Below are 13,171 nucleotides of genomic sequence, written 5' to 3'. Positions count from 1 at the left end.
GCCCTCAGCCGGGCTCACGCCGGATCGACGGTCTCGGGCGGTTTCGCCCCATTGCCGGGCGCCCGGGTGTGGTCACGGCGCGAAATCGTTGCCGGGTTCAAGCTTTATCGATTGTTCCGGGTCGCTATACTAGGGGCGCTTTTTCACCACCAGCGCCGATACCGATGCCCAAAGAAGTCGATTCTTCCAACGCCGGGGGCAACAATTTCGTACGCAACATGATTGCCGAGCAGATCGAGCGCGGTGACCACGTCGGCGAGGTGGTGACCCGTTTCCCGCCCGAGCCGAACGGCTTTCTGCATATCGGCCATGCGAAATCCATTTGTCTGAACTTCGGCCTGGCCGAGTACTTCGGCGGGCGCTGCCGGCTGCGTTTCGACGACACCAACCCGGAAAAAGAAGAACAGGCCTATATCGATTCCATTCAGGAAGACGTGCACTGGCTCGGCTTCGAATGGGACGGGCATGTTCGTTTTACCTCGGACTATTTCGATACGCTCTACGAATACGCCCTGCATCTGATCGAAAACGGCGATGCCTATGTCGACGAGCTGACGTCCGAGCAGGCACGCGAATACCGCGGCGACTGGAACACGCCGGGCACGAATAGCCCCTATCGCGATCGCACGCCGGAAGAAAACCTCGCCGCGTTCGAACAGATGCGCGCGGGCGAATTCGGCGAAGGCCAGGCCTCGCTGCGCGCCAAGATCGACATGGCCGCCGGCAACATGAACCTGCGCGATCCGGTGATCTATCGCATCCGGCATGCTGCGCATCATCAAACCGGCGACAAGTGGTGCATTTACCCGTCCTACGATTTCGCCCACGGCCAGTCGGACGCGATCGAGGGCGTGACCCATTCCATCTGCACGCTGGAATTCGCCGATCATCGCCCGCTCTATGACTGGTTCATCGAGCATCTGCCAGTGCCGGCCCGTCCGGTACAGACCGAATTCGGCCGGCTCAATCTCAACTACACCATTACCAGCAAGCGCAAGCTCAAACGGCTGATCGACGAGCACGTCGTCGACGGCTGGGACGATCCGCGCATGCCCACGATCGCCGGTATTCGCCGACGCGGGTATACACCGGCGGCGATCCGAAACTTCTGTGAAACGATTGGCGTGGCGCGTACCGATGGCGTGGTCGATGCCGCGATGCTCGAACATGCCATCCGCGACGACTTGAACAATAACGCGCCGCGCGCGATGTGCGTGCTCGACCCGCTCAAGCTCGTAATCACCAATTACCCTGAAGACGGCGTCGAACAGCTGGTCGCCGCCGGCCATCCGAATCGCGACGATCTGGGCGAGCGCAGCCTGCCGTTCACCCGCGAAATCCTGATCGAGAAAGAGGATTTCCGCGAAGAGGCGAACAAGAAATACAAGCGCCTGGTGCTCGGCAAGCGTGTGCGCCTGCGCAACGCCTACGTCATCGAAGCCACCGACGTAATCAAGAACGATGCCGGCGAGATCGTGGAGGTTCACTGCACCTACGACCCGGACACCCTGGGCGACAATCCCGCCGACGGCATCAAGCCCAAGGGCGTGATCCACTGGGTATCGGCCAGCCACGGCAAGAAAGCCACCGTGCGCCAGTACGACCGGCTATTTGCTGCCGAACACCCCGGCCGCGGCGATCGCGACATGCTCGACGACCTCAACCCGGATTCGCTCACCGTGTACGAAAACTGCACGATCGAGCCGGATCTGGCCATGGTCGAGCCCGAATACCGTGTGCAGTTCGAGCGTATCGGCTATTTCGTCGCCGATCGCTTCGATCACGCGCCGGGGCAGCCGGTGTTCAACCGGATCGTGCCGCTACGCGATACCTGGGCAAAGATCGAAGCGGGCGGCTGACGGGCTTCGATCTCGTAAACCAGTCCGCGAATGGACGCGAAGACACGCGAATAAGGTGAAAGACGGATCGCGCGAGGCCGGGTGGTCCGATATTCACACCGCGTGCTGAGCTTTGTACGTAGGGTTATCCGCAGATTTAGAGCGCGACTCAGCGCGGCGTCCCCGGTACGGCGCATTCGGGACAAGCACTGTCCGCAGATCGACGCAGATCAACACAGATCCAGGTCGAGTGCCTGGCGGCGCCGGGTTTGCGCGGCGCCCCGGTCTTGAGCGAGCGTCGAGGACGCGCCCCGCTTTTCATCTGTGTGGATCGGCGTCGATCTGCGGACACTTCTTTCATAAAACCCAGCCCGGTGGCGCCAACTAAACGGATGCCTTATTTGCGTTTATTGGCGTTCATTCGCGGACTAGAAAGCTAGCTGCCAAGCGCCCCCGCAAGCCAGCGGCGGGATTCGGCCGGGTCGATCACGTCGTCGATTTCGAAATAGCTGGCCACGTTTTCGGCCTTGCCCTGTTCGTAGAGCCCATCCACGAGCTGTTGATAACGCGCTGCGCGTTCGGTTTCGTCTTCGATTGCGGCGAGTTCGCGTCGAAAGCCCAGCGTCACCGCGCCTTCCACGCCCATCGGGCCGAATTCGCCGTTGGGCCAGGCCACGGTGAAATCGGGCCGCTTGAGATGCCCGCCGAGCATGGCCTGGGCGCCCAGCCCGTAGGCCTTGCGCAGCACGATGGCATACCAGGGCACGCGGACTTTCGCGCCCGCGATGAACAGCTGCGCGGCATGGGCGACCGTGCCGGTCTTTTCGGCCTCGGGGCCGACCATGATGCCGGGCGTGTCGCACAGCGTAAGCAGCGCGATGCCGTGGGTATCGCACAGGCGCATGAATGCGGCGGCCTTGCGTGCGGCCGCGCTGTCGATCGCGCCCGCCAGGCTGCGCGGGTTGTTGGCGATCACGCCCACCGGCTTGCCCGCGATACGAATGAAGGCCGTCACCAGATTGGGCGCATGGGTCGCGCCCAGTTCGGTCATCGAGTCGCTATCAGCCAGCGCGGCGATGATACGGCGTACGTCGTAGGTCATACGCCGGTTGGCCGGCATGAGATCGCCGATGTTCGTTGTCTGCGGGGCACGAAAGTCGGCGATCGGGCCCTGAAAATACGATAGACACTGCTTGGCCGTGGTCACCGCCTCGGCCTCGTCGTCGACGACGATATCGACCACGCCGATCGCAGCCTGTTCGTCGGCCGGGCCGATGTCCTCGGGGGCGAATTCGCCCAGACCACCGCCGGCGATCATGGCCGGCCCGGCCATGCCCAGATTGGCATCGCGGGTGGCGATGGTGATATCGCAGCAGCCGAAAAAGGCCGCGTTGCCGGCAAAACAGCGCCCGGCGTTGATGCCGATGAGCGGCACTTCGCCACTCAGGCGGGCAAAGGTATAGAAGCTGGTCACCTCGAGCCCGGAATTGACCACGAGTGCGGCGTCCGTGTCGCCCGGGCGCCCGCCCCCGCCTTCGGTGAAGAACACCACCGGCAGTTTTTCGCGCCGGGCGATCTCGACCAGACGATCGGTCTTGCGATGGTTCTGATAGCCCTGGGTGCCGGCGAGCACGGTGTAGTCGTAGCTCATGACAACGCAGCGGCTGCGCGCCTTGTCGAAACAATCGCCATTGATGCGCCCGACGCCGCCGACCAGCCCGTCCGCGGGCGTGTCGCGTTCGAGTTCGTCGAGCGCGCGTCGGCTGCGCTGCGCGGCGATCGCGAGCGCGCCGTATTCCAGAAAGCTGTCGGCATCGCACAGATCGGCGATGTTTTCGCGGGCGGTGCGTTTGCCCAGCGTGTGGCGTTTGGCCACGGCCTCGGGGCGGGCGCTATCGCGCGTACGGGCATGGGGGTCGGTCATAGGCGGGCTGGACGAAGGGGCGTATTCGGGTGCGGGCGGTCAGCGTAAAACACCGCCGTGCGACACGCCTATTGTTCATGGCGACCAAGCATGCGGCTAAAATCGCTATCCTGCACGGCAGACAAGGGGATGGATCACGATGGGAGCAGCATGGCGATGACGGATTGGCGCGCCTGCGAACAGCGGCTGGCCGAGGGCATCGACGCATTGGGGGTGGACGTAACAGCCGCCGCGCAGGCGCAATTGATCGCGTATTTGCGCGAACTGTCGACCTGGAATGCGACCTACAACCTCACTGCGGTACGCGACCCGCTGTCGATGGTCACCCGCCATCTGCTCGACAGCCTGTCGGTGCTGGATTTCGTCACCGGCGCGTCGGTGGCCGATATCGGCACGGGCCCGGGCCTGCCGGGGCTGGTGATCGCGATCGCGCGCCCGCGCATGGCGCTGACCCTGATCGAATCCAACCGCAAGAAAGCGGCGTTTCTGCGCCACGTGCGCCGGCGGCTCGAGCTGGAGAACGTCACGGTAATCCAGGAGCGCGTCGAGGCCGTGGAAAGCACCGACAAGTTCGATACCGTCATCTGTCGGGCCTTTGCCGCGGCGGGCGATTGCGCGCGCCTGGCCGGGCATCTGGTCGCCCCGGGTGGGCGTTTTCTGTTGATGAAGGGGCGTGATCCTGCCGAAGAACTGGCCGATCTGCCGCTGGATTTTCGCGCGGTGGACACGGTAGCGCTGCGCGTACCCGGTCTGGAGGCCGATCGGCATCTGGCCATTCTGGAGCCGGGGCTGATCTAGTCTACGTTAGGCATAACATCCGATTCACGAGTCCATTAGACTGAGCGGCCATGAGCAACATCATCGCCATTGCCAACCAGAAGGGCGGGGTCGGCAAGACCACCACCAGTATCAACCTGGCGGCCGCGCTGGCCGAGGCCGAACAGCGCGTGCTGCTGGTGGATATGGACGCGCAGGGCAACGCCACCATGGGCGTGGGCGTGGACAAGAACGCCCTCGAAGCCACGGTCTGCGACTTTCTGCTCGGCGACAAGGGTGTCTCCGAAGCGCTGCAGGTGGTGCTCGACGGGCAGTTCTTCCTGCTCGGGGCCAATGGCGACATGACCGCGGCCGAAGTCGGCCTGCGCGATCGCAAGAACGGCCGGCTTGCGCTCAAGCAGGCCCTGGCCGAGATTTCCGACAGCTTTGATTACGTGATCATCGACTGTCCGCCTGCGCTGTCCATGCTCACCGTCAACGCGCTGGCCGCCGCGCGCGGGGTGATCATCCCCATGCAGTGCGAGTATTACGCCCTCGAAGGCCTGTCCGATCTGCTGGAAACCATCGAAAGCGTGCGCAAGATGATGAATCCGGAGCTGATCATCGAAGGCGTGCTGCGCACCATGCACGACCCGCGCAATCGCCTGACCGGCGATGTCTCGGCCCAGCTGATCGACTATTTCGGCAGTGCGGTCTACGAAACCTGTATTCCGCGCAATGTGCGCCTGGCCGAAGCGCCCAGCCACGGGCTGCCGATCATGCAGTACGATAATACGGCATCGGGCGCGGTGGCCTATCGTCAGCTGGCCGCCGAAATCCTCGGGCGCGACGACAGCGAAGTGATCGACGCGCCGCGCAAGGGCGCGCGCCGGGCGGTGTCGTCGTTGTTCGGCCGGCGCCGTCGTAGCGCTGGCTGAGCGCACCTCTCAACCAAGATCGGGCTATGGCACAAAAAAAACGCGGACTCGGGCGCGGCCTGGAATCGCTGCTCTCCAACGATTTCGACGATACCCCGGATAGCGCAAGCGAACTCGTCGAGCTCGAGCTCGATGCCCTGCGTCCAGGGCGTTATCAGCCGCGTCGCGATATGGACGCTGAGGCGTTGGAGGCGCTCGCGCAATCGATTCGTACCCAGGGCGTGGTTCAGCCGCTGGTCGTGCGCGAAGCCGAGGGCGGCTACGAAATCGTCGCCGGCGAGCGGCGCTGGCGGGCCGCGCGTCTGGCCGGGTTGGCTACGGTGCCCGCGGTGGTCCGGCCGATGGCCGACGAAGCGGCGATGGCGGTCGCGCTCATCGAGAATATTCAGCGCGAGGACCTCAACCCGCTGGAAGAGGCCGCGGCGCTGCGTCGTCTGATCGACGAATGCGGCATGACCCATGCGGCCTGTGCCCAGGCCGTAGGGCGCTCGCGCGCGAGCGTGTCCAATCTGTTGCGGCTGTCCGAGTTGGTGCCCGAGGCGCAGGCGCTGCTACGCGCGGGCGATATCCAGATGGGCCATGCACGCGCGCTGCTGGGCGCGCCCAGCGCGCTGCAGGCCGATCTGGCCGCGCGCGTGGCCGCGCGTCAGCTGACTGTGCGCCAGACCGAGGCGCTGGTCGCCTCGGCGATGGCCGAAAAGGATGTCGACGCCGCGCCGCGCCAGAGCAACCGGCTGGTGCGCTTCGAGCGCGAGTTGGGTGAATCCCTTGGGGCCAAGGTCACGGTGCGCTCACAGCGCGGCGGGCGCGCGCGGGTGGTCATCGACTACCCGAACGCGGGCGAACTCGATACCCTGCTCGACCGTCTCAAGTAGCGCCACGAGCGCGGCGCGAACGCCTTTTGTTGTAAATAACAGGCGTTTTCGACGCGATTGACCTTCCATTTCGCTTTGTCTATAGTCCGCCGAGCGCCGGGCATGCCGCGAGAAAATCGCGTGTCAGTCCGGGGTCGCGGTGGGGGATTGCTGTTGTGATATCCCGACCACGTCTGCGTAATATGCGCCTCGCCTGGGCTGTGCTTGGCGCGCAAGTCGCAATCGGTCTGATCATGGCTGGCCTTGTCGGCCTCATGATCGGTCCGGCATCGGCTGGCGCTGCCCTGTTCGGCGCGGTCGTGGCGGCAGTGCCGGGATTATGGATGGCACTGTGGATGTTGCCGCGCCGCCGTCAGGTGGATGCATCTAAAATGGCTCGCGCCTTCTATTGGGGCGAGTTGGGAAAACTGGGATTGACCGTAGGGCTGTTTTTCACGGCAGCCCTTTTGTTTGGCCAGCAGTTTCTTGTACTGCTGGGAACGTACGTGGCTTGCCTGGCTTGTTACTGGCTCGCCCTCATATTGACGCGCTAGCTGGCACAAATGGCAGCGGGTTCGACATAGGCTTTCATCGAGGACAAATCGTATGGCCAGTGCCGAAGGCGGAGGCTCCGCTACCCAATACATCCAGCACCATCTGACGAACCTCAAGTTCGATCTGAGCAGCATGTCCTTCGACGGGCACGCCAGCGGTTTCTGGGTGCTCAACGTCGATAGCCTGTTCTTCTCGATCATCCTGGGCGTGTTCTTTCTGTTCTTCTTCCGCATGGCCGCCAAAAAAGCCACCGCGACTGAGCCGGGCGGGCTGCAGAACTTCGTCGAGATGGTCGTCGATTTCACCGATACCCAGGTGCGCGACATCTATCACGGTCAGTCGAAGCTGATCGCGCCGTTGGCGCTGACGATCTTCGTCTGGGTCTTTCTGATGAACTTCATGGACCTGATTCCGGTGGATGCGCTGCCGGCCGCGGCCCATGCCAGCGGCATCGAATACCTCAAGGTCGTGCCGTCGACCGATCTGAACATTACCTTCGGGCTGTCGATCTCGGTCTTTTTGCTGATGATGTTCTACAGCGTGAAGATCAAGGGCGGGTTGGGCTTTCTCAAGGAAACGCTTACCCACCCATTCGGCCCGTGGCTTGCGCCTTTCAACTTCATGTTGTTCGTGGTGGAAACGGTCGCCAAGCCGGTATCGCTGTCGCTGCGACTGTTTGGCAACCTGTACGCGGGCGAGCTGATCTTCATTCTGATCGCCGTGTTTACGCTCGGCGCGGGCGCCAGCCTGCTGGCCGTGCCCATGTTTATCCTGCAGATACTGCTCGGCGTCGGCTGGGCGATCTTCCATATTCTGGTGATCACACTGCAGGCTTATATCTTCGGCATGCTCACCATCGTGTATCTGAGCATGGCGCAAGAGCACCACTGATCGACGCATTCACTGACCACTGACCCCACTGACTCGTAAACTGGAGAGTAGAAAATGGAACAAGCAATTGCTGACGTCCAGGGCATGACCGCCATTGCCGTTGCGATGCTGATCGGCTTCGGCGCCATCGGTACCGCACTGGGCTTCGGTCTGCTGGGCGGCAAATTCCTGGAAGGCCTGGCTCGTCAGCCGGAAATGGCCCCGATGCTGACCGGCCGTATGTTTCTGATCGCCGGCCTGCTCGACGCCGTGTCGATGATCGGCGTGGGTATCGCCCTGTTCCTGACGTTCGCCAACCCCTTCCTGGCGGCCGTGCAGTCCGGTGGCGGCTAACACCCGGTTTCGCCTAGTCGCTTAAGTCGAGTTACGAAAGCCAGGGGTAACCCATGAGCATCAATGCCACACTGCTGGCCCAGATGATCGTCTTCGCGGTCTTCGTCTGGTTCACAATGAAGTTCGTATGGCCGCCGATCATGAACGCCATGCGTGATCGCCAGAAGCGGATCAGCGAAGGGCTGGCGGCTGCCGAACGCGGCGCCCGCGAGCTCAACGAAGCCACCGCCAAGGCCGAGGAAATGGTCGCCAAGGCGCGTACGCAGGCTCAGGAAATCCTGACCAATGCGCAGCGTCAGGCCGACGATACCCTCGAACGGGCACGGGAGGACGCGCGCGCCGAAGGCGAGCGTATTGTCACCGCCGCCCGCGAAGAGGTCGATCAGGCCGTGGCCTCTGCCAAGGAAGATCTGCGTCGAGAAGTGGGCTCGCTGGCCGTTGTCGGCGCCGAGCGCATTCTCAAGCGCGAGATCGACGCCAAGGCGCATAACGACATCATCGACGACCTCGTCGCGGAGATTCGTTAGCCATGGCCGAGACGCAGACGCTCGCACGGCCGTACGCCGAGGCCGTTTTCGAACTGGCCGATGGCCAGGGCCGGCTGGATGAATGGTCGCAGGCGCTGAATGCGCTTTCGGCCATCGTCTCGAACCCGGACGTGGCCCTGTTGCTGGATAATCCGGAAATCGCCGACAGTCGGCTGGCCGATTTGGTCATCGAGATTGGCGGCGACGATCTGGACGAATCCAGTGCCAACCTCGTGCGGCTGCTCGTGGCCAATGGGCGTCTGAGTCTTGCGCCCGCCATTGCCACGCTCTACGAGCAGCGCAAGGCCGAGGCTGAACACCGCGTGGATGTCAACGTGACATCGGCGGTCGAGTTTTCCGAAGAGCAGCGTGCGGCCTTGGCCAAATCGCTGGAAAAACGGCTCGGTCGCAGCGTGCGGCTGACGTTCGAGCAGGACGAAGACGTGATCGGCGGGGCCGTGATCCGCGCCGGCGACCTGGTGATCGACGGTTCATTGCGCGCACAGCTTGAGCGCATGCGTCAGTCGCTCGCGCAATAGCTCGACCCACAGGCGATCATCCGCTGGCGGCAGCTCGCCGCAGCGACATGGATATAGAGGAATAAGGTCAATGCAACTCAATCCGTCGGAAATTTCAGACCTGATCAAGAAACGGATCGAAAACTTCGATTCCGTGACCGAGTCGCGCAATGTCGGCACACTGGTGAGCCTCGCCGACGGGATTGCAAAAATCCACGGCCTCGCCGATGCCATGCAGGGCGAAATGCTCGAATTCCCGGGCGGCACCTACGGTATCGCGCTCAACCTCGAGCGGGATTCGGTGGGCGCGGTGCTCATGGGCGAGTACACGCATATTTCGGAAGGCTGCGAGGTCAAGACGACCGGCCGCATTCTGGAAGTGCCGGTCGGCGACGAGCTGCTCGGGCGCGTGGTCGATCCGCTGGGCAACCCGATTGACGGCAAGGGCGAGCTGGGCACCAGCCAGACCTCGCCGATCGAAAAGGTCGCCCCGGGCGTGATCGAACGCCAGTCCGTGGACGAGCCGGTCCAGACCGGTCTGAAATCGATCGACGCGATGATCCCGATCGGCCGCGGCCAGCGTGAGCTCATCATTGGTGACCGCCAGATCGGCAAGACCGCGATCGCGATCGACGCCATCATCAATCAGAAGAACACCGGCATTAAGTGCATCTACGTGGCCATCGGGCAGAAGAACAGCTCGATCGCCAACGTGGTGCGCAAGCTCGAGCAGGAAGGCGCGATGGATCACACCATCGTGGTTGCTGCAGGTGCGGCGATCTCGCCGGCGCTGCAGTACATCGCCCCCTATGCCGGTTGCTCGATGGGCGAGTTCTTCCGCGACAAGGGCGAAGACGCGCTGATCGTCTATGACGATCTGTCCAAGCAGGCTGTCGCCTATCGTCAGATTTCGCTGCTGCTGCGTCGTCCGCCGGGCCGTGAAGCCTATCCGGGTGACGTGTTCTACCTGCATTCCCGTCTGCTCGAGCGCGCTTCGCGTATCAACGCCGATTACGTGGAAGAGCTGACCGAAGGCAAGGTCAAGGGCAAGACCGGTTCGCTGACGGCGCTGCCGATCATCGAAACCCAGGCGGGTGACGTGTCTGCCTTCGTGCCGACCAACGTGATCTCGATCACCGACGGCCAGATCTATCTGGAAACGGATATGTTCAACGCCGGCACCCGCCCGGCCGTGAACGCCGGTCTGTCGGTCTCGCGTGTGGGTGGTTCGGCCCAGACCAAGATCATCAAGAAGCTGGGCGGCGGTATTCGTCTGGCGCTGGCCCAGTACCGTGAGCTGGCGGCATTCGCACAGTTTGCCTCCGATCTGGACGATGCCACGCGTAAGCAGCTCGAGCACGGCGAGCGTGTCACCAAGCTGATGATTCAGAAGCAGTACAACCCGCTGTCGGTGGCGTTGACGGCTTCCTCGCTGTTCGCGGCTGAAGAGGGCTACCTCGACGATGTCGATGCCGACAAGGTCACCGACTTCGAGGCCGCGCTGCACCAGTACATGGAAAACGAGCAGAAAGAGCTGGTCGACAAGATCAACGACACCGGCGACTACAACGACGAGATCAAGTCGGAACTGCACAGCGCGCTCAAGGAATTCAAGGAAACGCATACGTGGTAACACCGCGCGTTCCTGAGTCCACCAACGGAGTCAACTGATGGCCGGCGGCAAGGAAGTCAAGAGCAAGATCAAGAGCGTAGAAAATACGCAGAAGATCACCAAGGCCATGGAAATGGTCGCGGCGTCGAAGATGCGCAAGGCCCAGGAGCGTGTCGAGGCGGCGCGTCCCTATGCCCAGAAGATCCGGCGCACCATCGGCCATCTGGCCCAGGCCAACCCGGACTTCCAGCATCCGTTCATGGTCGAGCGCGAGGTCAATCGCGTGGGCATGATCGTGATCTCGACTGATCGCGGTTTGTGCGGCGGCCTGAACATCAACCTGTTCCGCAAGGTGCTCGGCGAACTGCGCGAGTGGGACAAGAAGAACGTCCCGGTCGAGATCGTCGTGGTTGGCCGCAAGGCGGCCAGCTTCTTTCGCCGTATCAAGGACATCAAGGCCGAGGTCACGGACCTGGGCGATCGGCCGCATCTCGAGGATTTGATCGGCACCATCAAGGTGATGCTCGACGATTATCGGGAAGGCAATATCGATCGGCTGTTCCTGATGGGCAACGAGTTCGTCAATACCATGACGCAACGGCCGGAGACCCAGCAGTTGCTGCCGGTGCCCGAGGACGACGACGAAGAGTTGCCCGATCACTGGGACTATATCTACGAACCGGAGCCGGCCGAATTGCTGGAGTCGATTCTGGTGCGTTATGTCGAGGCCCAGGTCTATCAGGGCGTCGTCGAGAACGTCGCCTGCGAGATGGCGGCACGTATGGTCGCCATGAAGTCCGCCTCGGACAACGCGGGCGAAATCATCGACGACCTCCAGCTCGAATACAACAAGCAGCGCCAGGCGGCAATTACGCAGGAGCTGTCGGAAATCGTGGCCGGCGCGGCCGCGGTATCGTAAGACCCGAACAGACGAAACCCTAGACACAGATCGGCAGCGGCGAGCGCTGCCCAGGTGAGGAATCGGATATGAGTAGCGGTAAAGTCGTACAGATCATCGGCCCGGTCGTGGACGTGGAATTCGATCGCGAATCGTTGCCCCAAATTTTCGACGCGCTGATCCTCAAGGTCGAGGGCGGCGAAGATCTCGTACTCGAGGTAGAGCAGCAGATTGGCGACGGCGTGGTGCGCTGTATTGCCATGGGCGTGACCGAAGGTCTGTCCCGCGGCGCCACGGTCGAGAACACCGGTAAGCCGATCTCGGTACCGGTGGGGCAGAAGACCCTGGGCCGCATCATGAACGTGCTGGGCCATCCGATCGATAACAGCGGCGACATCGGCGCCGACGAAACCGCGCCGATTCACCGTGCGCCGCCGACGTTCGAGGACCAGGCCGGCAGCCAGGAGCTGCTCGAAACCGGCATTAAGGTCATCGACCTGCTCTGCCCCTTCGCCAAGGGCGGCAAGGTCGGCCTGTTCGGCGGTGCCGGCGTGGGCAAGACCGTCAACATGATGGAGCTCATCCGTAACATCGCGGCCGAGCACTCGGGCTACTCGGTGTTTGCCGGTGTCGGCGAGCGCACCCGTGAAGGCAACGACTTCTACTACGAAATGAAGGAGTCGAACGTTATCGACAAGGTGGCCCTGGTCTACGGCCAGATGAACGAGCCGCCGGGTAACCGTCTGCGTGTTGCGCTGACCGGCCTGACCATGGCCGAGTTCTTCCGTGACGAAGGCCGTGACGTACTGTTGTTCATCGACAACATCTATCGTTACACGCTGGCCGGTACCGAGGTTTCGGCGCTGTTGGGTCGTATGCCCTCCGCGGTGGGTTACCAGCCCACGCTGGCCGAGGAAATGGGCCTGCTCCAGGAACGTATTACCTCAACCAAGACCGGTTCCATTACCTCCGTGCAGGCCGTGTATGTGCCCGCGGACGACTTGACCGACCCGTCGCCGGCGACCACCTTCGCGCATCTGGACGCGACCGTCGTGTTGGCCCGTGGTATCGCCGAGCGTGGTATTTACCCGGCGGTGGATCCGCTCGACTCGACCTCGCGTCAGCTCGATCCGAACGTCATTGGCAACGACCACTACCAGACGGCCCGCGATGTGCAGCAGACGCTGCAGCGCTATCGCGAGCTCAAGGACATCATCGCCATTCTGGGCATGGACGAGCTCTCCGAAGAAGACAAGCTGTCGGTGGCCCGTGCCCGTAAGATCGAGCGCTTCCTGTCGCAGCCGTTCTTCGTGGCCGAAGTGTTCACCGGTTCGCCCGGCAAGTACGTGCCGCTGTCCGAAACGATCCGCGGTTTCCGTGGCATTGTCGACGGCGACTACGATCACCTGCCCGAGCAGGCCTTCTACATGGTTGGCACCATCGACGAGGCCGTCAAGAAGGGCGAAGATATGGGCAAGAAGGCGGCCTGATCGGCGCCTGAACTGCAAGGCATGACCGATGCCCGGT

13 protein-coding genes are annotated in these 13,171 nt (G+C 62.7%); 12 read left to right on the top strand and 1 reads right to left on the bottom strand.

The window, feature by feature from the left end:
* Window positions 1-164 precede the first annotated feature (164 nt).
* Window positions 165-1,859, top strand: coding sequence for a glutamine--tRNA ligase/YqeY domain fusion protein (locus T5B8_RS12555; RefSeq protein ID WP_353179225.1), 1,695 nt, complete (start codon window positions 165-167; stop codon window positions 1,857-1,859).
* Between the two features lie 415 nt (window positions 1,860-2,274).
* Here the strand turns inward: T5B8_RS12555 and T5B8_RS12550 are convergent, their stop codons facing one another.
* A complete protein-coding gene (locus tag T5B8_RS12550) occupies window positions 2,275-3,762 on the bottom strand; it encodes an acyl-CoA carboxylase subunit beta (protein WP_353179223.1) in 1,488 nt (495 codons plus the stop codon).
* Window positions 3,763-3,912: 150 nt separating this feature from the next.
* On the opposite strand from T5B8_RS12550, the gene rsmG reads away from it, so the two are divergent.
* The 11 genes from rsmG to atpD all read left to right on the top strand — a co-directional run bounded on the left by rsmG (window position 3,913) and on the right by atpD (window position 13,134).
* On the top strand, window positions 3,913-4,560 hold the full coding sequence (gene rsmG / locus T5B8_RS12545; protein ID WP_353179221.1) for a 16S rRNA (guanine(527)-N(7))-methyltransferase RsmG: 648 nt from the start codon (window positions 3,913-3,915) through the stop codon (window positions 4,558-4,560).
* Between the two features lie 50 nt (window positions 4,561-4,610).
* Window positions 4,611-5,456 carry a ParA family protein gene (locus tag T5B8_RS12540; protein ID WP_353179219.1) on the top strand — a complete coding sequence of 282 codons (846 nt, stop codon included), beginning with the start codon at window positions 4,611-4,613 and terminating at the stop codon, window positions 5,454-5,456.
* Between the two features lie 26 nt (window positions 5,457-5,482).
* On the top strand, window positions 5,483-6,331 hold the full coding sequence (locus T5B8_RS12535; RefSeq protein ID WP_353179218.1) for a ParB/RepB/Spo0J family partition protein: 849 nt from the start codon (window positions 5,483-5,485) through the stop codon (window positions 6,329-6,331).
* 182 nt (window positions 6,332-6,513) lie between these two features.
* Window positions 6,514-6,864 (top strand): ATP synthase subunit I, encoded by a 351-nt coding sequence (locus T5B8_RS12530; protein ID WP_353179216.1) that lies wholly within the window; start codon window positions 6,514-6,516, stop codon window positions 6,862-6,864.
* Window positions 6,865-6,916: 52 nt separating this feature from the next.
* Window positions 6,917-7,756, top strand: coding sequence for a F0F1 ATP synthase subunit A (gene atpB, locus T5B8_RS12525; protein WP_353179214.1), 840 nt, complete (start codon window positions 6,917-6,919; stop codon window positions 7,754-7,756).
* Window positions 7,757-7,810: 54 nt separating this feature from the next.
* Entirely contained in the window at window positions 7,811-8,089 is a 279-nt protein-coding gene (atpE, locus tag T5B8_RS12520; RefSeq protein ID WP_353179212.1) for a F0F1 ATP synthase subunit C, read from the top strand.
* A 53-nt stretch (window positions 8,090-8,142) separates the two neighbouring features.
* Window positions 8,143-8,616 (top strand): F0F1 ATP synthase subunit B, encoded by a 474-nt coding sequence (locus tag T5B8_RS12515; protein WP_353179210.1) that lies wholly within the window; start codon window positions 8,143-8,145, stop codon window positions 8,614-8,616.
* 2 nt (window positions 8,617-8,618) lie between these two features.
* The gene (locus T5B8_RS12510; RefSeq protein ID WP_353179208.1) at window positions 8,619-9,155 is read left to right on the top strand and encodes a F0F1 ATP synthase subunit delta; all 537 of its coding nucleotides are present in this window, start codon (window positions 8,619-8,621) and stop codon (window positions 9,153-9,155) included.
* A gap of 70 nt (window positions 9,156-9,225) precedes the next feature.
* Window positions 9,226-10,767 (top strand): F0F1 ATP synthase subunit alpha, encoded by a 1,542-nt coding sequence (gene atpA / locus T5B8_RS12505; protein WP_353179206.1) that lies wholly within the window; start codon window positions 9,226-9,228, stop codon window positions 10,765-10,767.
* A gap of 37 nt (window positions 10,768-10,804) precedes the next feature.
* Window positions 10,805-11,665 (top strand): F0F1 ATP synthase subunit gamma, encoded by an 861-nt coding sequence (atpG, locus tag T5B8_RS12500; RefSeq protein WP_353179204.1) that lies wholly within the window; start codon window positions 10,805-10,807, stop codon window positions 11,663-11,665.
* Window positions 11,666-11,733: 68 nt separating this feature from the next.
* Window positions 11,734-13,134 carry a F0F1 ATP synthase subunit beta gene (gene atpD, locus T5B8_RS12495; RefSeq protein WP_353179203.1) on the top strand — a complete coding sequence of 467 codons (1,401 nt, stop codon included), beginning with the start codon at window positions 11,734-11,736 and terminating at the stop codon, window positions 13,132-13,134.
* Window positions 13,135-13,171: the final 37 nt, after the last annotated feature.

This window comes from Salinisphaera sp. T5B8, assembly GCF_040361255.1.
Lineage (GTDB): Bacteria > Pseudomonadota > Gammaproteobacteria > Nevskiales > Salinisphaeraceae > Salinisphaera.
The sequence above is the reverse complement of the archived record's forward strand: the minus strand, read 5'-3'. Positions and strand labels throughout refer to the sequence as shown.